The 22,883-nt window shown below is 39.9% G+C and carries 20 protein-coding genes and 3 pseudogenes; 17 read left to right on the top strand and 6 right to left on the bottom strand.

Annotated features, from left to right (window positions below; translation table 11 throughout):
• Positions 1-184: 184 nt before the first annotated feature.
• Positions 185-901, bottom strand: a complete 717-nt coding sequence (rph, locus tag ACERCG_RS06075; RefSeq protein ID WP_373611157.1) for a ribonuclease PH — start codon at positions 899-901, stop codon at positions 185-187.
• Between the two features lie 274 nt (positions 902-1,175).
• Here rph and ACERCG_RS06070 point away from each other — a divergent pair, with 274 nt between their 5' ends.
• Positions 1,176-2,039 (top strand): YicC/YloC family endoribonuclease, encoded by an 864-nt coding sequence (locus ACERCG_RS06070; RefSeq protein ID WP_373611156.1) that lies wholly within the window; start codon positions 1,176-1,178, stop codon positions 2,037-2,039.
• 8 nt (positions 2,040-2,047) lie between these two features.
• On the top strand, positions 2,048-2,938 hold the full coding sequence (locus ACERCG_RS06065) for a folate-binding protein (RefSeq protein ID WP_373611155.1): 891 nt from the start codon (positions 2,048-2,050) through the stop codon (positions 2,936-2,938).
• A gap of 30 nt (positions 2,939-2,968) precedes the next feature.
• On the opposite strand, the gene ACERCG_RS06060 is transcribed toward ACERCG_RS06065, so the two are convergent.
• The gene (locus tag ACERCG_RS06060) at positions 2,969-3,229 is read right to left on the bottom strand and encodes a YfhL family 4Fe-4S dicluster ferredoxin (RefSeq protein WP_334255928.1); all 261 of its coding nucleotides are present in this window, start codon (positions 3,227-3,229) and stop codon (positions 2,969-2,971) included.
• 231 nt (positions 3,230-3,460) lie between these two features.
• Here ACERCG_RS06060 and rbsD point away from each other — a divergent pair, with 231 nt between their 5' ends.
• The 6 genes from rbsD (at position 3,461) to ACERCG_RS06030 (ending at position 9,318) form a co-directional block, all read left to right on the top strand.
• Positions 3,461-3,880, top strand: coding sequence for a D-ribose pyranase (gene rbsD, locus ACERCG_RS06055; protein WP_373611154.1), 420 nt, complete (start codon positions 3,461-3,463; stop codon positions 3,878-3,880).
• A 9-nt stretch (positions 3,881-3,889) separates the two neighbouring features.
• Complete coding sequence (rbsA, locus tag ACERCG_RS06050; protein ID WP_373611153.1) at positions 3,890-5,386, top strand: ribose ABC transporter ATP-binding protein RbsA; 1,497 nt, start codon at positions 3,890-3,892, stop codon at positions 5,384-5,386.
• Positions 5,387-5,395: 9 nt separating this feature from the next.
• Positions 5,396-6,364, top strand: coding sequence for a ribose ABC transporter permease (rbsC, locus tag ACERCG_RS06045; RefSeq protein ID WP_373611152.1), 969 nt, complete (start codon positions 5,396-5,398; stop codon positions 6,362-6,364).
• A gap of 22 nt (positions 6,365-6,386) precedes the next feature.
• A complete protein-coding gene (gene rbsB, locus ACERCG_RS06040; protein WP_373611151.1) occupies positions 6,387-7,265 on the top strand; it encodes a ribose ABC transporter substrate-binding protein RbsB in 879 nt (292 codons plus the stop codon).
• Positions 7,266-7,358: 93 nt separating this feature from the next.
• On the top strand, positions 7,359-8,276 hold the full coding sequence (gene rbsK, locus ACERCG_RS06035) for a ribokinase (RefSeq protein ID WP_373611150.1): 918 nt from the start codon (positions 7,359-7,361) through the stop codon (positions 8,274-8,276).
• 31 nt (positions 8,277-8,307) lie between these two features.
• A complete protein-coding gene (locus tag ACERCG_RS06030; RefSeq protein WP_373611149.1) occupies positions 8,308-9,318 on the top strand; it encodes a substrate-binding domain-containing protein in 1,011 nt (336 codons plus the stop codon).
• A 42-nt stretch (positions 9,319-9,360) separates the two neighbouring features.
• Here the strand turns inward: ACERCG_RS06030 and ACERCG_RS06025 are convergent, their stop codons facing one another.
• A complete protein-coding gene (locus ACERCG_RS06025) occupies positions 9,361-9,990 on the bottom strand; it encodes a response regulator (RefSeq protein WP_373611148.1) in 630 nt (209 codons plus the stop codon).
• 195 nt (positions 9,991-10,185) lie between these two features.
• Here ACERCG_RS06025 and rlmKL point away from each other — a divergent pair, with 195 nt between their 5' ends.
• Together rlmKL and trmL are read left to right on the top strand one after the other, a co-directional pair.
• Positions 10,186-12,327 (top strand): bifunctional 23S rRNA (guanine(2069)-N(7))-methyltransferase RlmK/23S rRNA (guanine(2445)-N(2))-methyltransferase RlmL, encoded by a 2,142-nt coding sequence (rlmKL, locus tag ACERCG_RS06020; protein ID WP_373611147.1) that lies wholly within the window; start codon positions 10,186-10,188, stop codon positions 12,325-12,327.
• 190 nt (positions 12,328-12,517) lie between these two features.
• Positions 12,518-12,997: a tRNA (uridine(34)/cytosine(34)/5-carboxymethylaminomethyluridine(34)-2'-O)-methyltransferase TrmL gene (gene trmL, locus ACERCG_RS06015; protein ID WP_373611146.1), complete on the top strand. Its 480-nt coding sequence runs from the start codon at positions 12,518-12,520 to the stop codon at positions 12,995-12,997.
• Here trmL and ACERCG_RS06010 read toward each other — a convergent pair.
• Entirely contained in the window at positions 12,914-13,600 is a 687-nt protein-coding gene (locus ACERCG_RS06010; protein ID WP_373611145.1) for a hypothetical protein, read from the bottom strand. The two genes, trmL and ACERCG_RS06010, sit on opposite strands and share 84 nt — an antisense overlap.
• Before the next feature lie 185 nt (positions 13,601-13,785).
• Positions 13,786-13,917 (bottom strand): phage antirepressor protein, encoded by a 132-nt coding sequence (locus ACERCG_RS06005; RefSeq protein WP_373611143.1) that lies wholly within the window; start codon positions 13,915-13,917, stop codon positions 13,786-13,788.
• 240 nt (positions 13,918-14,157) lie between these two features.
• Between ACERCG_RS06005 and nagB the strand changes: the two genes are divergently transcribed.
• From nagB to ACERCG_RS05970, 7 genes and pseudogenes are all read left to right on the top strand, one after another.
• Positions 14,158-14,952 carry a glucosamine-6-phosphate deaminase gene (gene nagB / locus ACERCG_RS06000; protein WP_373611142.1) on the top strand — a complete coding sequence of 265 codons (795 nt, stop codon included), beginning with the start codon at positions 14,158-14,160 and terminating at the stop codon, positions 14,950-14,952.
• Between the two features lie 88 nt (positions 14,953-15,040).
• The gene (gene nagA, locus ACERCG_RS05995; protein WP_373611141.1) at positions 15,041-16,183 is read left to right on the top strand and encodes an N-acetylglucosamine-6-phosphate deacetylase; all 1,143 of its coding nucleotides are present in this window, start codon (positions 15,041-15,043) and stop codon (positions 16,181-16,183) included.
• A 123-nt stretch (positions 16,184-16,306) separates the two neighbouring features.
• Positions 16,307-17,071, top strand: a pseudogene (locus ACERCG_RS05990) (ABC transporter ATP-binding protein).
• A pseudogene (locus tag ACERCG_RS05985) lies at positions 17,071-17,950 on the top strand (iron-siderophore ABC transporter substrate-binding protein). Before ACERCG_RS05990 ends, ACERCG_RS05985 begins: the two co-directional pseudogenes overlap by 1 nt.
• Positions 17,947-19,770, top strand: a pseudogene (fhuB, locus tag ACERCG_RS05980) (Fe(3+)-hydroxamate ABC transporter permease FhuB); the annotation flags it as partial. The pseudogenes ACERCG_RS05985 and fhuB, both read left to right, overlap by 4 nt.
• A gap of 58 nt (positions 19,771-19,828) precedes the next feature.
• Positions 19,829-21,196, top strand: a complete 1,368-nt coding sequence (locus ACERCG_RS05975; RefSeq protein ID WP_373611246.1) for a TonB-dependent siderophore receptor — start codon at positions 19,829-19,831, stop codon at positions 21,194-21,196.
• A 65-nt stretch (positions 21,197-21,261) separates the two neighbouring features.
• Positions 21,262-21,576: a DUF2322 family protein gene (locus ACERCG_RS05970; protein WP_373611140.1), complete on the top strand. Its 315-nt coding sequence runs from the start codon at positions 21,262-21,264 to the stop codon at positions 21,574-21,576.
• A 57-nt stretch (positions 21,577-21,633) separates the two neighbouring features.
• Here ACERCG_RS05970 and tal read toward each other — a convergent pair whose 3' ends face one another.
• Positions 21,634-22,581 carry a transaldolase gene (tal, locus tag ACERCG_RS05965; protein WP_373611139.1) on the bottom strand — a complete coding sequence of 316 codons (948 nt, stop codon included), beginning with the start codon at positions 22,579-22,581 and terminating at the stop codon, positions 21,634-21,636.
• Between the last annotated feature and the right edge of the window lie 302 nt (positions 22,582-22,883).

Genomic DNA, 22,883 nt, shown 5'->3' with positions numbered 1-22,883 from the left:
TTTTCAAACCTCAAAAGTAAAAACCATAAATAAATAATGGAAAACGAAATTTACATTGATTTTTAAAAGAAGGCAATATATCTATAAAAAAATAATGGTTATTTAAGAGTAAGGGGAATAAAAAAATCTACATCAGGCAATTACGCCTAATGTAGATTCTTTAGTAAGATTAATAGGGAAGAGATTATTCAGTCAACGCTTTACGCTGTGCATCAACCAACTGGTTAATTCCTTGTTTTGCTAAATCTAATAAAGTGAGTAACTCTTCGTGAGAGAATGGCTCGCCTTCGGCTGTGCCTTGCACTTCGACTAAGCGACCATCTTCTACCATTACCACGTTCATATCGGTTTCAGCGTTGGAATCTTCCACATATTCTAAATCGCACACCGCTTCGCCTTCTACAATCCCCACCGAAATTGCTGCTACCAAGCCTTTCATCGGATTGGTTTTAAGTATGCCGTCTGCCACTAATTTATTCATTGCATCATATAACGCCACGCAAGCTCCAGTGATAGAGGCGGTGCGAGTGCCGCCATCGGCTTGGATTACATCACAATCTACCGTTACAGTACGTTCGCCTAAGGCTTTTAAATCTACTACCGCACGTAAAGAACGGGCGATTAAGCGTTGAATTTCCATTGTGCGTCCGCCTTGTTTGCCTTTTGCGGCTTCACGCTGTGTGCGAGAGTGGGTCGCACGAGGTAACATTCCATATTCAGCTGTTATCCAACCTTGTTGCTGACCTTTCAAAAAGCGAGGAACGGTTTCTTCCACCGTGGCATTACATAATACTTTGGTTTCGCCGAACTCAATTAATACTGAACCTTCCGCATAACGTGTATAGTTACGGGTAATTTTAATTTCTCTAACTTGGTTATTTGCTCGATTATTTGGACGCATTTTCTTTTCCTTTTTGCTAAAATTTTTACCATTTTAACAAAGAAAACAGTAGAATGTGATTTTTCTTTTATTAATCGTTTTTTACTCTCTCCCCTTGTGGGAGAGAGAGCGCTTGTTGAAGCGTTTGGCGAAACAAGCAGAGAGAGGGGTAACAAGTGGTTGATTTTATGAAATTTTTTGCAAATTCCTCTCTCCCTGATTTTTCTTCTGAACGAATAAAAATCTGTCCCTCTCCCGCAAAGGGGAGAGGGTTACAATAATATGAGGAATACCAATGATTTATAGTATGACAGCCTTTGCCCATTTAGAAATCAAGAAAGAGTGGGGCAATGCGGTGTGGGAAATTCGATCGGTAAATCAACGTTTTTTAGAAACCTATTTTCGCCTGCCAGAGCAGTTTCGAAACCTTGAAATGACCTTGCGTGAACGTCTGCGTTCAGCCTTAACTCGTGGCAAAGTAGAGTGCAGTTTACGCATTGATTTAAGCAAAACACAAAACAGTGAAATTGCATTAAACAAAGACTACGCAACGCAAGTGGTTCAATCATTAAAATGGTTAAAAGAGACGGCGAATGAAGGCGAAATCAACCTCGTTGATGTATTACGTTTTCCGGGTGTAGTGGATAATGAAAGCCAAGATTTAGACCAAATCGCCCAAGATCTATTAGAGGGATTTGAGCAGATTTTAGCGGACTTTATCGCAATGCGTGCGAGAGAGGGCGAAAATGTACAAGCCTTAATTCAACAGCGTTTAGAGGCAATTTCGGTTGAAGCGGCGAAAGTACAGGCGCTAATGCCTGAGATTTTGCAATGGCAGAAAGATCGCTTACAACAGCGTTTTGATGAGTTGAATTTACAGCTCGATCCACAACGTTTAGAGCAAGAAATGGTACTGCTCACCCAACGTGTTGATGTGGCGGAGGAATTAGACCGCTTGCAACTGCACGTGAAAGAAACCACCAATATCCTGAAAAAAGGTGGTGCGGTTGGGCGTAAACTTGATTTTATGATGCAAGAGCTGAACCGTGAATCGAACACGCTTGCCTCAAAATCAATTAATGCGGAAGTAACCAATTCTGCAGTGGAACTCAAAGTGCTCATTGAGCAAATGCGTGAGCAAATTCAGAATTTAGAATAGGACAGATTATGGCAATGAATTTCAAGCAAGTGAGCCAGGGCTACCCAAATCTCTGCGTGCCGCTTTCTCAGTATCGTTTAATTGAAATCGCAGGGGTAGATGCTGAGAAATATCTGCAAGGGCAATTAACCTGCGATGTGGCAAAAATTTCGGTGGGCGAACATACGCTAACCAGCCATTGTGATCCGAAAGGCAAAATGAGTGCGTTACTGCGTTTGTATCGTGCAGAAAATGAGAAATTTATGGCGGTCATTCACCGCAGTTTATTGCCTGAAGCCTTGACCCAACTTAAAAAATATGCGGTGTTTTCAAAAGTGACCTTCACGGAATTAGACAACCCACTTTATGGTATGGCAGGTGAAGCAGCATTTGCAAAATTAAGCGAAAATTCGACCGCTTTACGTTTAACTACAGGGCAGTCTCGAGCGATTGTCTGGGGCGAAGTGCTTGAAACAACAGCTGATGAGAACCTTTGGACGTTAATGGACATTCAAGACGGCGTTCCTGTCTTATTGAAAGCCAACCAATTTGAGCTGATTCCACAGGCTGCAAATTTACAGCTACTGGAAAATGCGATTTCTTTCACTAAAGGTTGCTACATCGGACAAGAAACCGTAGCCCGAGCTAAATATCGTGGGGCAAATAAACGAGCGTTATTTACCCTTGCTGGCAAATTTGAAGGCGAAGTTGCTCTACCAGAACCAAGTTCCGCAGTAGAAATGCAACTGGGCGAAAACTGGAAAAGCACAGGCACAGTATTAGCCAGCTCAACGCATGACAACACGCTATGGGTGCAAGTTGTGCTAAACAAAGATGTAGAACTTGATGCTCAATTTAGAGTAAACGGCGTGAGTTTACAGATTGCAAAACTGCCGTATAGTTTGGAAGAAAGCGAGTAAAAGAAACGGTCATAGTAATATGACCGTTTTTTATATCTTATCAGGGTGATGGATCATCACAAAGCGTTCCCAAAGTTGCTCTTCGGTTTCAATATGATCAGGGTCGGTAATAATGCAGTTAGTAATCGGACAAACTTTCTGGCAGGTTGGCTTGTCGTAATGCCCAACACACTCTGTACATAATACAGGGTCGATCACATAGATATCATCGCCCACCGAAATCGCATCATTCGGGCATTCGGGTAAGCACATATCGCAGTTAGTACATTTGTGAGTAATTAATAAAGCCATAAGTTTGTGTTGAGAAAATAAAATTAAACAAGCGGTTAGATTTGCAAAAAAATTTACAAAACCGACCGCTTGTAACTAGATTTTGCCTATTATAAAGCAAAATAATTTGAACTACTTCACATTTTTGCAATTTGGTTGTTTATCGTTAGCAGAAAATTTTTTATGATCTCATCGAAACGTTTCGATGGAGTGTTTTCCAAATATAATGAAGCGAGATAAAGGGAAATTGAGATGAAAAAAACAACAAATCTTAATGCAAAACTTTCACACAGCATTGCCACACTTGGTCATACAGATAGTTTAACCATTTGTGATGCAGGATTGCCTATTCCAAATGAAGTGGAGAGAATAGATTTAGCTTTAACCGCAGGTGTACCGAGTTTTTTACAGACATTTGATGTGGTAGTACAGGAACTTTTTGTTGAGCGAGTGCTGATTGCAGAAGAAATTAAGCAAAAAAATCCGCAGATTTTAGCGGATTTGTTAGAGCGTTTAGCTCAACTTGAGCAATTTCAACAGAATAAAATTCAAGTAGATTATGTAAATCACGAAATTTTCAAAGAGCAAACACACTATAGCAAAGCGGTTGTGCGTACAGGCGAATGCTCACCTTATGCCAACATTATTTTATATTCAGGTGTACCGTTTTAAGGTGGAATGATGGAAACCTTATTAAAAATGAATGGGATTGATAAATCTTTCCCGGGCGTTAAAGCTCTCAGTAATGCTTGCTTATCTGTGTATGCAGGGCGAGTAATGGCATTAATGGGTGAGAATGGTGCAGGTAAATCGACTTTAATGAAAGTATTGACGGGCATTTACAGTAAAGATGCAGGCTCAATCACTTATTTAGGTCAAGAAGTTACTTTTAAAGGCCCGAAACATTCTCAAGAAGCAGGCATTAGCATTATTCACCAAGAGCTTAACTTAGTCGGTAACTTAACCATTGCGGAAAACATTTTTCTTGGGCGTGAATTTAGAACCGCTTGGGGATCGATTGATTGGAAAAAAATGTACGCAGAGGCAGATAAATTGCTTGCTAGACTTGGTGTGAAACATAGCAGTCATCAGCTCTGTTCTGAATTATCGATTGGCGAACAGCAAATGGTAGAAATTGCTAAAGCACTCAGTTTTGAGTCTAAAGTGATTATTATGGACGAGCCAACTGATGCCTTAACGGATACCGAAACCGAAGCCTTATTTAAGGTAATTCACGAGCTGAAAGCGGAAAATCGAGGCATTGTGTATATTTCACACCGCCTAAAAGAGATTTTCCAAATTTGCGATGATGTTACTGTGCTTCGTGATGGTCAATTTATTGGCGAGCAAGTGATTGCGGATATTGATGAAGATAAATTGATTGAAATGATGGTTGGTCGCCGCTTAGAAGAGCAATACCCTCATTTGCAGCAAGAGCGTGGTGAACTTCTTCTTGATGTAAAAAATGTAAGTGGAAGCGGTGTAAATGATGTATCGTTCCAGTTACACAAAGGCGAGATTGTAGGCATTTCTGGCTTAATGGGAGCAGGGCGTACTGAGTTAATGAAAGTGCTTTATGGTGCGTTACCGAAAACGGCTGGCACGATTGAGCTAAAAGGAAAAGCAATTTCCAATAAATGCCCGCAAGATGGATTGGATAACGGCATTGTGTATATTTCAGAAGATCGTAAAGGCGATGGGCTGATTTTAGGAATGTCGGTAAAAGAGAATATGTCTTTGACCTCTCTCGATCATTTCTCAAAAGGTGGGTCAATCAGACACGATGCAGAAAGACTGGCGGTCGATGATTTTATTGAGATGTTTAACATCAAAACCCCGAATCGGGAGCAACAAATCGGGCTGCTTTCCGGTGGTAATCAGCAAAAAGTGGCAATCGCCAAAGGGTTGATGACCCGCCCGAATGTGTTGATTTTAGACGAGCCGACTCGTGGTGTTGATGTTGGGGCGAAAAAAGAGATTTACCAATTAATCAATGAGTTTAAAAAAGATGGATTAAGTATTTTGATGGTTTCGTCTGATATGCCGGAAGTGCTTGGAATGAGTGATCGCATATTAGTAATGCACGAAGGCAGAATTAGTGCAGAATTTTCTCGTGAAGAAGCGACTCAAGAAAAATTACTGGCAGCAGCTATCGGTAAAAATACAGTATTAAATTAAGGTGTTCTTATGACAACTCAAGCAAATAAATTTCAACTAGGCAGATTTTTAATAGAGCAACGCTCTTTTGTTGCCTTATTTATTTTGATCATTATTGTTTCAATGATTAACCCTGATTTTTTCAGCGTGGATAATATTTTAAATATTCTACGCCAAACTTCGGTGAATGCGATTATTGCAGTGGGAATGACGTTTGTCATCTTAATTGCAGGGATTGATTTATCAGTAGGTTCGGTTTTGGCATTAACAGGTGCAGTGGCAGCCTCATTAGTGGGGTCGGAAATGCCGATTTTCCTTGTCATTCCATTAGTTTTATTACTAGGAACAGCCTTTGGCGGTATGAGTGGCGTGATTGTGGCAAAAGGCAAAGTGCAAGCCTTTATTGCTACCTTAGTGACAATGACGTTATTACGTGGTTTAACAATGGTTTATACTGACGGACGACCAATCAGCACTGGTTTTTCTGACCAAGCAGACGCGTTTTCTTTCATTGGCACAGGGTATTTATTTGGCATTCCTTTTCCTATTTGGATTATGGCAGTTGTATTTACTGTGGCTTGGTATATTTTAAAACACACACCGATAGGTCGTTATATTTACGCTTTAGGCGGTAATGAATCTGCAACCCGCCTTTCAGGCATTAATGTAAATAAAATCAAGATTTTCGTATTTGCTGTAAGTGGTTTCTTATCTGCACTAGCAGGCTTAATTATCACTTCGCGTCTTTCTTCTGCACAGCCAACAGCAGGTGTTTCTTATGAGCTTGATGCAATCGCCGCAGTAGTGGTAGGTGGTACGAGCTTAATGGGCGGTAAAGGACGTGTAATGGGTACATTAGTTGGGGCATTAATAATTGGTTTCTTAAACAACGCCCTTAACTTATTGGATATTTCTTCATATTATCAGATGATTGCTAAAGCGTTAGTGATTTTAGCAGCCGTATTAGCTGATAATTATTTAGGTACTAAAAAAGTGTAATCATCTTCAAAGGAGATTTTCTATGAAAAAATTAACAACTCTCGCTTCAGCTATTATGTTGAGTTTCTCTGTAGCGGCAACTGCTTCAGCGAAAGAGACAATCGCATTAGCGGTATCAACTTTAGATAATCCATTTTTCGTGAGCCTTAAAGATGGGGCTCAAAAGAAAGCGGATGAATTAGGCTACACATTAGTGGTGCTAGATTCTCAAAATGACCCAGCAAAAGAGCTTTCTAACGTGGAAGATTTAACCGTGCGTGGGGCTAAAGTGTTATTGATTAACCCAACAGATTCAGAAGCGGTTGGAAATGCAGTGAGAATTGCAAATCGTAATAACATCCCTGTAATTACATTAGATCGTGGTGCAGCCAAAGGAGAAGTAGTCAGCCACATCGCATCAGATAACGTAGCTGGTGGTAAAATGGCGGGTGATTTCATCGCACAAAAATTGGGTGCAGGCGCAAAAGTTATCCAATTAGAAGGAATTGCGGGTACATCAGCTGCACGTGAGCGTGGAGAGGGCTTTAAACAAGCGATTGATGCGCATAAATTCAATGTATTAGCATCTCAACCCGCTGATTTTGATCGAACAAAAGGCTTGAATGTAACGGAAAATTTATTATCAAGCAAAGGCGATGTACAAGCGATTTTCGCACAAAATGATGAAATGGCATTAGGTGCATTGCGTGCAGTGGGGGCAGTGAAGAAAGAGGTATTAATCGTTGGTTTTGATGGCACTGATGACGGCGTAAAAGCGGTTGAAAGTGGCAAATTAGGTGCAACTATCGCACAACAACCAGAATTAATCGGTTCATTAGGTGTGGAAACTGCGGATAAAGTCATTAAAGGCGAAAAAGTAGAAGCAAAAATCCCCGTAGATTTAAAAGTAATTTCAAAATAATTATAGCGTAGGGACAGGTCCTGTGCCTGTCCGTAGTAGTTATATTGTTTGGGAGGGAACAAGACCCTCCCCTACATATATCAAGGATATAATATGAAAAACCTAACCGTTCTCGGCAGCATTAACGCTGATCACGTTATTTCCGTTCCCTATTTTGCTAAACCAGGCGAAACCTTAACAGGGCATAGCTACCACATTGCTTATGGTGGAAAAGGTGCAAATCAAGCCGTTGCAGCGGCTCGACTTGGGGCGAAGGTTTCTTTTATTGGCTGTATTGGCGATGATGACATCGGCAAAGCAATGAAAGCCGCTTTTGAGAAAGATGGTATTAACACTCAACCGATCAAATCTGTAGCAAATGAAATGACAGGCATTGCAATGATCCAAGTGGCAGAATCTGGCGAAAATAGCATTGTGATTTCAGCCGGAGCAAATGGACATTTAGATGAAGCTGTTGTGGCGGAATTTCAATCGGAAATTGCTCAAGCAGATTGCTTATTAATGCAGCTAGAAACCCCTTTACCAGCGATTATTCAAGCAGCAAAAATAGCCAAAGAAAATAATACACAAGTTGTGTTGAACCCTGCACCAGCTAGAGAATTACCTGATAAATTATTAAGTCTGTTAGATATGATTACCCCAAATGAAACTGAGGCGGAAATTTTAACGGGCGTGAAAGTCGTGGATGAAGAAAGTGCAAAACAAGCAGCTCAAGCCTTCCATCAAAAAGGCATTGAAAAAGTGCTAATTACACTCGGCTCAAAAGGCGTTTTTGTGAGCGAAAGTGAGCAAGGGGAAATTGTGGCAGGTTTTCGTGTAAATGCCGTTGATACCACCGCAGCAGGCGATACTTTTAATGGTGCATTAGTCACTGCAATGTTGGAAGATAAACCGCTTAATGAGGCAATTCGTTTTGCACACGCAGCAGCCGCAATTAGCGTCACCCGAAAAGGGGCTCAGCCATCAATTCCTACTCGTCAAGAAACCTTAGATTTTTTGAGTAAGCAGTAACAAGCGGTCGTCTTTTAGGGAAATTTTGCAAATGGCAACAATGAAAGATATTGCACGGCTTGCACAGGTTTCAACTTCGACCGTTTCTCACGTTATCAATAATAGTCGATTTGTAAGTGAGGAAATTCGGCAAAAAGTGCAGAGGGTAGTCAAAGAGCTCAATTATACGCCCTCTGCCTTGGCTCGCAGCCTGAAAGTGAATGAAACTAAAACCATCGGTATGCTAGTTACCGCAACGAGCAACCCATTCTTCGCGGAAGTGATGGCAGGTGTTGAGCGTTATTGCCAGCAAAATCACTATAATCTGATTATTGCTACCACCAATGGCGATGCGGAACGTTTACAACACCATTTGCAAACGTTCATTCAACGTAAAGTGGATGGTTTGCTCTTAATGTGTGGCGATGCAAGGTTAAATGTTGATGAAAGCCTCAATATTCCACTGCCAACAGTGGTTTTAGACTGGTGGTTTACAGAGTTAAATGCGGATAAAATCTTTGAGAATTCAACATCTGGTGGCTATCTTGCCACAAAAACCTTAATTGATGCAGGACATTCTAAAATTGCGATTATTACAGGAAGCCTAAAAAAATCATTGGCAAAAAATCGTTTAGAGGGCTACAAAAAAGCCCTAGCAGAAGCCAATATTCCGCTTAATCCAAATTGGATTATTGAAAGCCATTTTGATTTTGCAGGTGGTGTGGAAGGAATGAATAAGTTGCTTGCTCAACCTGAGAAACCAACAGCAGTTTTTGCCTGTAGCGATACTATCGCTCTGGGTGCTTACCAAGCCATTTGGCAGCACGGCTTAAGTGTACCGAAAGATATTTCAATTATTGGCTATGATGATATTGAACTTGCAAAATATCTCTCACCACCGCTGTCTACCATCAGCCAGCCTAAAGCGGAATTAGGGCAACTTGCGGTTGAAACCTTGTTAAAGCGGATACGCTCTCAAACAACGGATTTCCAAACCATAATGCTAGAGCCAGAATTGGTGTTACGGAATTCTATTCAAACAATAAACAAAAATGCTGAATAATGTTAAGTTATTCAGCATTTCTTATCTCTTCTGTATTTTAGATTAGCCTTTCTGCTGCTCCAAATAGAGAACGGTTGCTGCCACACGGGAGTGGACATTGAGCTTACGCAGTAAGTTGCGGATATGTACTTTTACCGTTTCTTCTGAAATAAAGAGCTGGGCGGCAATTTGTTTGTTTGACATACCGGTTGCGATCCATTGTAAAACATCAAGCTCACGATCGGTTAAGCAGCTTAGCGGATCATTTTCTGGTTGGCGGTTTAGCAAGTGCTGACGAACGGTTTCGTTTAACACCACTTCGCCTGCGGCAGCTTTACGGATATTGTCTAACAGCTCTGGCGTATCGGTATCTTTTAATAAATAGCCATCAACACCTGCGTCCATTAAAGCAAACACATCGGATTGCTCATCAGAAACCGTTAGTATGATAATGCGAGCATCTACTCCTTGAGAACGTAATGAACGTAACGTATCAAGCCCTGAAATGCCTTTCATATTTAAATCTAAAATAATCACATCAGGCTCAAGTTGTAAGGCTAGTTTTATGCCGTCTGTGCCGTTGCTAGCTTCGCCCACAACGGAAAATTGATCGTCAAGTTCCAATAGCTGACGCATACCTTGACGCATTAAGGGGTGGTCATCAATTAATAAAATCGTGGTTGGAGTTGTCATTTCTTTCTCCTGTCTTTCTTCATAATCGGCTAATTCTGCAATTATTGCTTCAAAATAGCAAGTTTATAGATTGAATAAATCTCCCTTTTTTGATCTTGGCTAAGTTTCAAGTAATTAAGAAATTGCAAAACTTTGCAAGAAAAAGACCGCTTGTTCGGCTATAATGAGGCGATATTTTTATTTGAGTAACAAAGAATGACAAATCAAACAACTTATTTTGCCACTGCCGCACGAGGTTTTGAGGAAACGCTCAAAACCGAGCTAGAGCAAGTTTGCCAAGCAGAATGCAAAGTTGCACAGGGTGGGGTACATTTTACAACCACCCAAAAGGGCGTATATCAAGCATTATTGCATAGCCGTTTAGCCTCTCGGATTTTACTACCGTTAATCACAACTAAAATTTTTAGTGATAGTGATTTATATGCCTCCATTGTTTCATTTAATTGGGCGGAACTGTTCGATCCTCGCGATACTTTTTTTGTGGATTTTAACGGCACGAACCGAGAGATCCGCAACACCCAATTTGGGGCGATGCGAGTGAAAGACGGTATTGTTGATTATTTTGAGCGTAAAGGATCTGCACGCCCAACGGTGGATAAAGATAACCCTGATGTGCGTATTCACGTCTATTTAGATCGTGAAAATGTGGTGGTTTCGCTTGATTTAAGTGGCGATGCCTTACATATTCGAGGCTATCGTGAGGAAACAGGCAAAGCCCCATTGCGTGAAACTTTAGCGGCTGCCATTGTGATGCGTTCAGGTTGGCAAAAAGGCACGCCATTGGTTGATCCGATGTGTGGTTCAGGCACGCTATTGATTGAGGCTGCTCAAATGGCGGCAAATATTGCCCCACAACTTCACCGTAAACATTGGGGCTTTAATGCGTGGAAGGGGCATAATTTGGCATTATGGTGTGAAGTGTTGGAGGAAGCTCATAATGTAAAGGCGAATTGTAATTCGCCCCTACAAAAAACATTTTTTGGCTTCGATCTTGACCACCGAGTCCTTGCTAAAGCGAAACAAAACGCTAAAAACGCAGGGGTAGATCATCTCATTCAATGGCAACAAGGCGATGTTGCAGCATTGAAAAATCCAGTTCCAGACCAAATCGGCACGGTCATTTGTAACCCACCTTACGGTGAGCGTTTAGGCACAACGCCTGCATTAATTGCGCTTTATTCGGTATTTGGACAGCGTTTAAAACAGCAATTTGCAGGCTGGAATGCCTCAATTTTTAGTGGCGAACCTGAGTTGCTAAATTGCTTACGCTTACGTTCTGCTCGTCAATTTAAGGCGAAAAATGGTCCGCTCGATTGTGTACAGAAAAATTATTCTATCAGCGAGCATAACAAGCGGTCAGATTTTGACGAAAATTTACAATTTGAGCAAAATGCTCAAGTTGCTCCTGATTTTGCTAATCGCTTAGCGAAAAACATCAAAAAGATCGAAAAATGGGCGAAACAGCAAGGCGTTGATGCCTACCGTTTATATGATGCGGATCTGCCTGAGTATAATTTAGCGGTGGACAGATACGGCGATCACATCGTGGTACAAGAGTATCAAGCTCCGAAAAATATTGACGAGCAAAAAGCTCGCCAACGCTTGCTTGATGCCGTTTCAGCAACTCTTTATGTAACAGGGGTAGAAACGAATAAATTGGTGCTGAAAGTTCGCCAAAAACAGAAAGGCACGAACCAATATGAAAAATTAGCCAATAAAGGCGACTATTTCTATGTGAACGAATATGGGGCGAAGCTCTGGGTGAACTTAACCGATTATTTGGATACGGGCTTGTTCCTCGACCACCGTTTAACTCGTAAAATGGTAGGCGAAATGGCGAAGGGGAAAACCTTCCTTAATCTGTTTGCCTATACGGGATCAGCAACGGTTCACGCCGCATTAAATGGGGCGAAATCAACGACGACGGTGGATATGTCTAACACCTATTTGAATTGGGCAGAGCAGAATTTAGAGTTGAATAATTTATCTCTCCGCCATCATCGTTTATTCCAAGCGGATTGCTTGCAGTGGCTGGCAGAATGTCGTGAGCGATTTGAGCTGATTTTTGTTGATCCGCCGACTTTCTCCAACTCAAAGCGAATGGAAAACAGTTGGGACGTGCAACGAGACCATATTGAGTTAATGAAACAGCTTAAACGTATTTTAACTGCTGATGGTACTATTGTGTTCTCGAATAATAAGCGTGGCTTTAAAATGGACTTTGACGGCTTGGCAGCATTAGGTTTAACAGCGGAAAATATTTCGCATAAAACTTTACCGCTGGATTTTGAACGCAATCCACAAATTCATAATTGTTGGATTGTGAGGAATGTATAGATATAGATAATACCCTCGCCCCTTGTGGGAGAGGGATAGATTTTTCTTCGTTCAGAAGAAAAATTAGGGAGAGGGGAAGCAAGTGGTTCTTTTTCTTAAAAGTTTTGTAATGCCCCTCTCTCTGAAAAATATTTCTGAACGAAATATTTTTCTGTCTTCTCTCCCACAAAGGGAGAGAGTAAGGGTAAAAATGTTAGATATTGTTTTATATGAACCAGAAATCCCACAAAACAGCGGCAATATTATCCGTCTCTGTGCCAACTGTGGTTTTCGTTTACATATGATTGAGCCGTTTGGTTTTGGCTGGGACGATAAAAAACTTCGTCGTTCTGGGTTGGATTATCACGAATTTGTAAATATTCAAAAATATAAAAACTTTGAGGATTTTTTAGAACGAGCTAAACCAAAACGCCTGTTTGCTTTAACTACTCGTGGCGAACAAAACCACAGCGATGTGAAATATGAATTAGGCGATTTCTTAATGTTCGGGCCAGAAAGCAGAGGTATTCCGAAGCCGTTATTGGCGGAAATGCCGATGTCGCAAAAAATCCGTATTCCGATGTGCAAAGACAGCCGCAGTATGAATTTATCCAATTCTGTCGCAGTTGTAGTTTATGAGGCGTGGCGGCAGTTTGGCTATCAAAATGCGGTGGCAGCACAGTCGATTTAAGGGCGACAAGCGGTCTATTTTTTGTAAATTTTTGCAAATATTCAGGGAAAGGTTGGTGTATATCCAACCTTTGTTGATAAAAGAAAACCTATCAGTATTTAGCTTTCTTCTTCGTTTGTAGATAGTGGCAAAAAAATTCTCTCCTGTAATAACAGATTTCCCTGTTTTATTTTCTAATTCCTGACGAGCATTTTTGGCTATATTTCCACCTTGTTTTCCTGCTTGAGCATTTTCATCAACGCCAACGGCTTGCATACTTTCTGCAATTTGGCGACTAGAAAGTTCGGCAAGAGCGGTAAATAGCAATTCGGCTTCTGTCATATGATCTCGCAAGTTTTGGTTTTGTAAACCTTTAAGCGATTTATGCTTTTGAACAGATAACCCGCTCCATTCTTGATGAATTACATTTGTTAAAAAGGCAAAATCTTGTGGTTGTTCCACCCCTGATGATTTCCAATAATCGGTCAGTTTATTGCGGGTTTCTTGTCCCATCATTCGCTGTTGAATCCACTTTTCACTTTGTCCCATTTTCTGCCAATTTTCTCTGGCTCGATCAAGGCTTTGGCTAGGATCATTGATTTCCTGTAAGCGTTCGTAACCCACTTTTGCTAACCATTGCTTAAATGGTTCTGCCTTGGGCTCGGAATTGATTGAATAAGACGAAAGAGTTGCTCGGTATCAGCCACATCAGTTAAACGCATTTTTCCGTCAGCAGAGGGCATTTTCAACTGTCCGATTTCTTCGGACAGTTCGCTACCTTCACTCTTTAATTTCACTTTAAGATCACTCTAGTATTTACGAGGACGTCCGTTTTCTGTCAATACTTCAATCACATCAATAATTGAGAAATACCATTTGTCTTTCTCTTCATCGTAGTGGCTGCGTACCGATTTCTGTTCAAAAAGTTTAATTTCTTGCATAATAAAAATACTGTATATAAAAACAAGTAAAAGTATAGCATTTGTGAGATTTACATCAAGCAGGAAAAGTTATTTTTTCGATCTCGATCCCAAAAATAATTTTTGAGGATTGACTTTTTTAATCTATAAATATTCTGTGATCCAGATCACAAAAACAGCATAAAAAATAGAATTTGAAGTTATATTTCATTAAAATAGTAAAAAATGAAGTAATTTGTTCAAGAATTTTAAGGAGATGTTATGCGTTTAATTCCATTAGAAACAGACCATGATGTGAGTGTTTGGGCAGCTCGTTATATTGTCGATCGTATCAATGCGTTCAAACCAACCAAAGAAAACCCTTTCGTGCTGGGTTTGCCAACGGGGGGAACGCCTGAAAAAACCTATAAAGAACTGATTAAACTTTACCAAGCAGGCGAAGTGAGCTTTAAGAATGTGGTTACGTTTAATATGGACGAATATGTTGGTTTGCCGAAAGAGCACCCTGAAAGTTACCACAGCTTTATGTTCAAACATTTCTTTGACCACGTTGATATTCCGCTTGAAAACATTAATATTCTGAACGGTATGGCGGAAGATGTGAATGCAGAATGTGAACGCTATGAAGAAAAAATCCGTTCTTATGGTAAGATTCATCTGTTTATGGGTGGTGTTGGAGTGGACGGTCATATTGCGTTTAATGAGCCGGCTTCATCACTTTCTTCGCGCACTCGCATTAAAACTTTAACCGAAGATACCCGTATCGCAAATTCTCGCTTTTTTGATAATGATGTAAGCCAAGTGCCAAAATTTGCTTTAACAGTGGGCGTTGGTACATTATTAGATGCAGAAGAAGTGATGATTTTAGTTACAGGTCATCACAAAGCCTTAGCCTTACAGGCTTGTGTGGAAGGGGCGGTAAATCACTTTTGGACTATTAGTTGCCTACAATTACACCGTCGTGGTATTGTGGTATGTGATGAACCAGCCACTCAAGAGCTTAAAGTTAAAACAGTTAAGTATTTCAAAGAATTAGAGAAAAACGTAGCTCGTTAATTATTGGTAGGGGCGTACGTCGTACACCCTATTTTAATTAATAATGGGCGTATGACATACGCCCCTACATTCCTAAAAGGAACAGAATATGAACCATTATGCCTTAACAAATTGCGTCATTTACACAGGCGAACAAGTATTGTATCAGCACGCATTAGTGGTAAAAGACGATAAAATTGAAACGATTATCCTTGAAGCTGATTTACCACAAGATTTACAAAAAATTGATTTAGGTGGGGCGAATTTGTCTGCCGGCTTTATTGATTTACAGCTTAATGGTTGTGGCGGTGTTACGTTTAATGAAGAGATTAACATTCGTACTCTTGAAATTATGCAAGAAACGAACTTGCGTTCAGGTACAACCAGCTATTTACCGACTTTCATTACCTCGCCTGATGAGGGAATGAAGCAAGCGGTTGCTGTAATGCGTGAATATTTAGCCAAATATAAAAACCAAGCGTTAGGCTTGCACTTTGAAGGGCCTTATTTAAGTGTGGAGAAAAAAGGTGTTCACCGCCCTGAGTTTATCCGTGAAATTAGCCCTGAAATGCTTGAGTTCCTTTGTGCGAATGGCGATGTCATTACTAAAATTACTATTGCGGCAGAAAATCCAACCGCAGATCATATTAAACGCTTTAATGATGCAGGCATTATTGTCTCTATTGGGCATTCTAACGCCACTTATGCGAAAACCAAAGAGCGTATTGCGGAAGGGGCAGCCTTTGCTACACACTTGCACAATGCTATGTCGCCAGTCAGTAACGGGCGTGAAGGCGGCGTTGTGGGGGCTGTGTTAGATAGCGATATTTATGCGAGTATTATCTGCGATGGCTTGCACGTTGAGTGGGGCAATATCCGCATTGCGAAAAAAGCGAAAGGCGATAAATTGTTGATCGTGAGTGATGCGGTAGCCGCTGCGGGCAGTGATATTGAGTCTTTTATTTTTGTCGGCAAAAAAGTAACCGTAAAGGATGGTAAATGTTTCGATGAGTTTGGGGCACTAGGTGGTGCGGCGATTACGATGATTGAATCTATCCGTAACGTGGTTCAGCATTGTGATATCAGCCTCAATGAAGCAATCCGAATGAGTACACTGTATCCTGCAAGAGCGATTGGCGTGGAAGATACACTTGGCTCATTGGAAGTGGGTAAAATTGCGAATTTAGCAGTCTTCGATAACCAATTTAATGTCAAGGCTACAGCAGTAAATGGACAATTTCATTGGAATTAAGATTTTATTGATAAAGGCTACACTTTATGTAGCCTTTTTGTTATGGCACTTCATAAAAAGGGTTTAAATGCTAATCGTTTTTAAATAGAATAGATGAGTTTATTTATCGTTTAATGAAAAAACGTGTTTAGCGTTGAAAATGTAACCTTTGATATCCCCAATAGGCGTTTACTTCACCCAATCTCGTTGCAATTTGAGCAAGGTAAAGTCTATGGTTTAATTGGGCATAATGGCTCGGGCAAATCTACCTTAATCAAATTACTGGCAAAGCAAAACGCTTATTTGTCGGGCAAAATTACGTTTAATCAAAAAGAACTAAATGAATGGTCTAGCCGTGAATTTGCCAAACACGTCGCTTATTTACCTCAACATTTACCGCAAGCCACTAACTTAACGGCTCGTGAGCTGATTGCAATGGGGCGTTATGCGTGGAATGGTTTATTTGGTCGAAATAAGCAACAAGATAATGCTGCCATTGAGCGAGCATTAGCCTTAACGCATACCGAAAAATTTGCAGATCAGCTAGTTGATGTTTTATCGGGCGGAGAACGTTCTCGCATTTGGCTGGCTATGCTGCTTGCCCAATAAAGTCAATTCCTCTTGCTTGATGAACCGCTTGCAGCCCTTGATATTGCTCACCAAATTGAAGTAATGCAGTTGGTACAGAAACTTGCTCACGAACTCAATTTAGGTATTATTATTGTGATTCACGATATCAATTTAGCCTCAGGTTATTGTGATCATCTTATCGCTTTACATAGTGGAAGATTATTGGCAGAAGGTAATTCGCACCAGATTGTTAGTGCCTCTTCATTGAAATCTATTTATGGCATCGATCTTAATGTGATCGAGCACCCTAAAACTAAACGCCCAGTGAGTTTTTATTGATGTCTAATCTGATGAAATTATTACAAGCGGTCGTTTTTTCTCTCTTTTTTACTAATACTATTTTTGCAATCGAACCGCAAAAAGGATTTGCTACGTTGGATTGGACGGTTGCCGAAACATTAATTGTATTAGGCGAAAAACCTATTGCAGTAGGTGATGTAGAAAGTTATCAAAAATGGGTAAAAGAGCCTGCTTTACCTGAAAAGGTGGAAGATCTTGGCATTCGCTTACAGCCTAATATTGAGCAACTATTACTGCTTTCGCACAGCTTGAAAGCTCAGCCACTGCATTTTATTAATACAAGCCACACCATTGTTGGAACGCTTTGCTCAGCAAGTGGATATTGTAGATTTCTATCGTGAGGGCGGAGCGTGGCAAAATATTCTGATTGCATCGGAAAAAGTAGCAGAATTGGTTGGAAAGACAGAAGCCTTTCACACACTCAAACAAGGCTATTGGCAAAAAATTGAGAAAATTCGACCGCTTGTAAAGCCATATCTTAACCGACCTGTTGCATTAGTACAGTTTATTGACACTCGTCATTTGAGAATTTATGCGAAAAATAGCTCTTTTGGTACGGTACTTTCACAACTCGGTTTTGAAAATAGTTGGCAAGGCTCGTACAACAATTGGGGTTTTGAAGTAATTAATGTAACGCAATTAGCCAGTTTGCCACAAAATAGCCGATTTGTGATAGTTAAACCCTATCCTGCAAATATTGCATCAGCATTGAAATATAACAGTCTTTGGCAACGTTTGGAAATGGCAAAAACACCCTTGATTTTGCCTGAAGTCTGGACTTTTGATGGGATCCCATCGGCACAGCGTTTTGCTGAAATGTTAGCAGAAGCCTTAGTAAATGGAGGCGAAGTATGGTGATAAAACCTATTTTACGGCTAGGTTTATTACTAGCGGTCATTTTTTGTGGATTATTTACCATTTTAATTAAAGCTCAATTGCCGAATGAAATACATTTTGATGCATTGTTTCAAGCTACAGAAAATTTAGATCTACTTTTAGTGTAAAACTACACTCTCCCACGTGTGCTGATGGCGTTACTGGCTGGCGGCGTTTTAGGTTTTGCCAGCCTATTATTACAACAAGTTTTAGCTAATCCTCTGGCTTCGGATTATTCACTTGGCATCAGTAGTGGCTCACAATTCGCTTTATTTCTTACAGCGATTTTTGCTCCGCAATGGTTAGAAAATGGCTCAAGTGTGATTGCTCTCTTTGGTGCAGTATTAAGTTTGGTATTGGTATTAAGTCTTGCAATGAGAAAAACAATGTCGGCATTATTACTGATTTTAGCGGGGTTAGTCGTTAATCTTTACTTTGGCTCATTCTCAGCAATGATGATGCTATTTTACCTGGAAGAGGCAAGAGGATTATCGCAATGGGGAGCCGGTTCTCTTATTCAAGAAAGTTGGCGAGACAGCCTTTGGCTAATAGCCCAAACCGTACCCGCTTTTTTACTTGTTGTGGTGCTAATTCGCCCTTTAACAATTTTATCTCTAAATGACAATAATGCTCAAAGTTTAGGAGTATCAGTTGGGAAATTGGGGCTAGTTGGCGTATTGGTGTCAGCATTGTTAATTGCAGTGGTGGTCTCGGCAGTTGGAATGCTCGGATTTATTGGGCTAGCGGCAGCAACAATGGTTCGACAGTTTGGTATCAGAACCTTGAAAGGGCAGTTGATTTCTGCCTTTGTTTTGGGAGCGTTATTGCTTTGTGTTACCGATTTATGTTTGCAACTTTTGGCTCATTTTAAAGGAATTAACTTACCAACAGGGACAGTAACTGCTTTACTCGGCACACCATTATTATTGTGGTTAATGTTTAAAGCATTGCCTCACGCAGGGCGAGTGCAAGAAACACATTTGCAAAATAATCGAAAAATATCACCGCTTATAATTGCCTTGATTGTATTTGGCTTTATGGTAGCAGTGTTGCTTGCTTTATTTATGGGTAATGGTAATAGTGGTTTATCGATTATTGAAATGGAAACGCAATGGAGAAAAGTGTTACTGGAAATTCGATATCCGAGAGTGTTGATTGTGTTATCAGTTGGTATTTTATTAGCCATAGCAGGGCTTATTTTACAACGATTAACACTCAATTCAATGGCAAGTCCTGAATTACTTGGGGTATCTTCAGGTACATCAATGGGGATTTTGGCAGTGCTATTTCTGTTTTCTGTCCAACAAATAGAATATTTTTGGCTCGCTGGTATTTTAGGGGCATTAGCAGTGTTACTGACTGGGATTTCCCTTTCGGCCTTTTTTGATACTTTACAACGTATTGCTATTGCCACTGGCGGTCCAAGAGCCAATCAACTCATTGCGTGGACATCAGGTTCGACCCAAAGTGTGAATGCAGAACTTGCCTTACCTTTTGCTATCGCGAGTGTTATTTTATTATTGACTAGTTTGATATTTAGTCGTTGGTTAGACATATTATCTTTACAAGCTCCAGTGGCTCAATCAATAGGGCTGAACCTTAAACAGGTTCGTTGGGTGTTGATTTTATTTAGTGCATTATTAACTGCTTTAGCCACATTGATTATTGGGCCACTTAGTTTTATCGGTTTACTTGTACCACAAATCGCACGATTTTTAGGGATAACAAAGGCTTATCAGCAATTGCTAATGTCAGCTCTATTAGGTGGATTAATTATGGTATTAGCAGATTGGTTTGGTAAATTATATTACAAAAAGAGCGAGTAAAGAGAAAGTTGGTACAGGTGAATTCAAGCTAAATATGGGAAATCATACTCAATATGGTTTTGCTGCCGATTACACAGGAGCAATGAATTCTGACCAATCTGCTCGTTACCGTGTTGTCACCAGCTATGGTGCTCGTGATGGAGATTGGGATTTAACCAAAAATGAAGCGCTGTATGTTGCCCCAAGTTTTGAATGGGATATTAGTGAACGTACTCGTTTAAGTATTTTAACCAGTTACCATCGCGGTTCTTATGCCTATCCAAGTGCTTATGATGCAAATTGGACAGCAATTTCACCAAGTTTAGCAGGATATTCGTTAAATCGTGGTGTAGTATTTAATGATGGTAAAGCCTTCATCAATGCAGTAGATAATCGTCTAGCTTGGGATTATAAAAATGATTGGTTAAAAAATACCGTTGTAGTTGGTACAGATTATCGTCATAGCAAAGTTGATGCTCTTTATACTTTATTTGGGAGTACCTCAGCAACGAATGTTATTAATGCTACAAGTGGTTATGGTCAGGCTCAAAATGTAAGCAATGCACCTCAAACTCAAATTAAAGCTCGCCAATTAGGATTTTATTTACAAAATAATGCCCGTATTGCGGATAAATATGTGCAAGGTTTAGGTGTCCGGCACGACCGAGTAAAACAAGATGAATACACTAGCACGCAAACCGTAAAAGATAATCATACATCGTATGCAGCTTCTTTTATGTATGAAGGAGCTTATGGGCTAAATCCATATTTTAGCTATAGCGAATCGTTTAATTTACCAATGGGATTGAGTGGTACTCAAACTCTTTATGATCCAAATATTACTCGTCAATATAAAGTGGGATTAAAATATGTTCCTACTTGGTTAGATGCGACAATTACGATTGCGGGTTTTCGTGCGAAAGATAAAGGGGCGTTAGTGGCTTCTTCAACAGGTATGGGTTCTATTATTAGTAGTGTAGAGCCTGTGCGTAGGAAAGGAGTAGAGGTTCAGATAGATACTAATATTACTGATAACTGGAATACCGTCTTAGCTTATACTTACTTGAAATCATATACTGAAACGACAGCAGGCAATGTGCGTAATGCATTAATACCAACATCAACCTTAGCAGCAAAAACGACTTACAGTTTTAAAGGTGTACTTGATGGCTTAACAATAGGAGCAGGTGTACGTTATCTAGGCCATAGTGTTACAGCCAAAAATTACTCCGTGTATTCACATGCTTGTGTACCATCAGCAACAGTAGTAGATTTAATGGCTCGCTATACCTTTAATAACAACTGGACAGCACAAGTGAATGTTGATAATGTGGAAAACCGCCGTTATATAGCTGCTTGCGATACTTATTGCTATTATGGGCAAGAACGTAAAATTAACGGATCTTTAAGCTACAAATTTTAATCATAATAGCATATAATCAAAAGGCAGATGTCGTATCTGCCTTTATCTTTATCAGGGAGAACCAAATGCAATTTAAAGATTACTTAGCAACTTTTCCAACCATCGATCATCTTTCAGGTTTAGATGTGATTAATAGCGGAGAGGTAATGCAACATATTCCAGCAATTGAAGGCAAACTAGGCTCACTAAAACTCTACTATGCACTTTATGAGAAATTTGATGGGAAATTAGACACAACTGCAGCAAAACAAGGTCTTGAATGGTTTGCAGAGCATACTGAAGATGCAAAGGAAAATGTAGGTAAACACCCAAACATTGATTTATTATTCAAGGTAATTAATAACGACTTATCATTAGTTTTACAACCTATCCATCAATAAGAAGAAAACCCACTTTAAACTAAAATGCTAAAGTGGGTTTTATCATTCATTCAACTGTTATAGTTTTCCAGCAAGCATTGCTTCTAATTTCTCTTGGTCGATAGCAAATTTACGAATACCTTCAGCTAATTTCTCAACTGCCATTGGGTCTTGGTTATGTTCCCAATAGAATTCAGCTTCTGTCATTTTTTCTGGACGAGGTTTGATTTCGCCTTTGTAATCTAACTTGCGAACTAATTTCTCATCGCTTTCTTGTAACTCTTTTAATAAAGAAGGCGAGATGGTTAAGCGATCGCAACCAGCTAATTCAATAATTTCTCCAACATTACGGAAACTTGCACCCATTACGATAGTATCATAGCCGTGCTGTTTATAGTAATTATAGATATTGGTTACTGAAATTACACCCGGATCTTCAGCTGGAGCATACTCTTTGCCTTCATTTGCTTTGTACCAGTCTAAAATACGGCCAACAAACGGAGAAATTAAGTAAACTCCTGCTTCTGCACAAGCACGAGCTTGAGCTTGAGAGAACAATAAGGTTAAGTTACAGTTGATACCTTCTTTCTCTAGTTGTTCTGCTGCTTTAATACCTTGCCAAGTAGACGCGATTTTAATCAAAATGCGATCATTGCTGATGCCAGCATCATTATATAATGCAATTAATTTGCGTGCTTTAGCGATAGTTTTCTCTGTATCATAAGAAAAGCGAGCATCAACTTCAGTAGAAATACGCCCTGGAACAAGTTTTAGAATCTCTAAACCGATATTTACTGCTAACTTATCTTCAGCATCAACTAATTGCTGATCTTTATCGCTACTTTGTGCTTTTGCATAAGCAATAGCATCTTCAATTAATGGAGCATATTGCGGTAATGCTGATGCACTTAAAATTAAAGATGGGTTTGTGGTTGCGTCTTCAGGTTTATAAAGCTTCATCGCTTCAATATCGCCTGTATCGGCAACAACAACGGTTACTTTACGCAATTCATCTAATTGGCTCATATTTATTCCTTATATATGAAGTTAATAACTAATCGAGTTAGTAAATAATAACAGCAAGTACTTCAAAAGAGTAAATAATTTTGTGATATAGATCACATTTTTATAAATTGAATGCTGAAATATCAATAAAGTTCTCACAATAAATAAACAAGTTGCCGTAAAAATACGCAAGCGGCCATTTTTTTAAAATTTTTTACAAAAAACACTTGCGTTCATTTCAGATTTCTCTATAATGCACCCCACACAACGACGCGCTGTTGTGAACGGTTAGGTTTTAAGTTCAGTGCGTCGTTCTTTTTTGT

Origin of the sequence: Mannheimia sp. E30BD (assembly GCF_041807785.1) — a bacterium.
Classification (GTDB): domain Bacteria; phylum Pseudomonadota; class Gammaproteobacteria; order Enterobacterales; family Pasteurellaceae; genus Mannheimia.
Note: the sequence above shows the minus strand (reverse complement) of the source record. Positions and strands in the feature narration are given on the sequence as shown.

Excerpts from the sequence above, each read along its gene's own strand:
- ACERCG_RS05975 (WP_373611246.1), top strand. The coding sequence starts at position 19,829 with ATGGGAAATCATACTCAATATGGTTTTGCTGCCGATTACACAGGAGCA.
- nagA (WP_373611141.1), top strand. The coding sequence starts at position 15,041 with ATGAACCATTATGCCTTAACAAATTGCGTCATTTACACAGGCGAACAA.
- ACERCG_RS05970 (WP_373611140.1), top strand. The coding sequence starts at position 21,262 with ATGCAATTTAAAGATTACTTAGCAACTTTTCCAACCATCGATCATCTT.
- ACERCG_RS06025 (WP_373611148.1), bottom strand. The coding sequence starts at position 9,990 with ATGACAACTCCAACCACGATTTTATTAATTGATGACCACCCCTTAATG.
- nagB (WP_373611142.1), top strand. The coding sequence starts at position 14,158 with ATGCGTTTAATTCCATTAGAAACAGACCATGATGTGAGTGTTTGGGCA.
- rbsC (WP_373611152.1), top strand. The coding sequence starts at position 5,396 with ATGACAACTCAAGCAAATAAATTTCAACTAGGCAGATTTTTAATAGAG.
- rbsA (WP_373611153.1), top strand. The coding sequence starts at position 3,890 with ATGGAAACCTTATTAAAAATGAATGGGATTGATAAATCTTTCCCGGGC.
- rbsB (WP_373611151.1), top strand. The coding sequence starts at position 6,387 with ATGAAAAAATTAACAACTCTCGCTTCAGCTATTATGTTGAGTTTCTCT.
- ACERCG_RS06065 (WP_373611155.1), top strand. The coding sequence starts at position 2,048 with ATGGCAATGAATTTCAAGCAAGTGAGCCAGGGCTACCCAAATCTCTGC.
- trmL (WP_373611146.1), top strand. The coding sequence starts at position 12,518 with ATGTTAGATATTGTTTTATATGAACCAGAAATCCCACAAAACAGCGGC.
- ACERCG_RS06060 (WP_334255928.1), bottom strand. The coding sequence starts at position 3,229 with ATGGCTTTATTAATTACTCACAAATGTACTAACTGCGATATGTGCTTA.
- ACERCG_RS06030 (WP_373611149.1), top strand. The coding sequence starts at position 8,308 with ATGGCAACAATGAAAGATATTGCACGGCTTGCACAGGTTTCAACTTCG.
- rbsD (WP_373611154.1), top strand. The coding sequence starts at position 3,461 with ATGAAAAAAACAACAAATCTTAATGCAAAACTTTCACACAGCATTGCC.
- ACERCG_RS06005 (WP_373611143.1), bottom strand. The coding sequence starts at position 13,917 with ATGCAAGAAATTAAACTTTTTGAACAGAAATCGGTACGCAGCCACTAC.
- rph (WP_373611157.1), bottom strand. The coding sequence starts at position 901 with ATGCGTCCAAATAATCGAGCAAATAACCAAGTTAGAGAAATTAAAATT.
- rlmKL (WP_373611147.1), top strand. The coding sequence starts at position 10,186 with ATGACAAATCAAACAACTTATTTTGCCACTGCCGCACGAGGTTTTGAG.
- tal (WP_373611139.1), bottom strand. The coding sequence starts at position 22,581 with ATGAGCCAATTAGATGAATTGCGTAAAGTAACCGTTGTTGTTGCCGAT.
- ACERCG_RS06070 (WP_373611156.1), top strand. The coding sequence starts at position 1,176 with ATGATTTATAGTATGACAGCCTTTGCCCATTTAGAAATCAAGAAAGAG.
- rbsK (WP_373611150.1), top strand. The coding sequence starts at position 7,359 with ATGAAAAACCTAACCGTTCTCGGCAGCATTAACGCTGATCACGTTATT.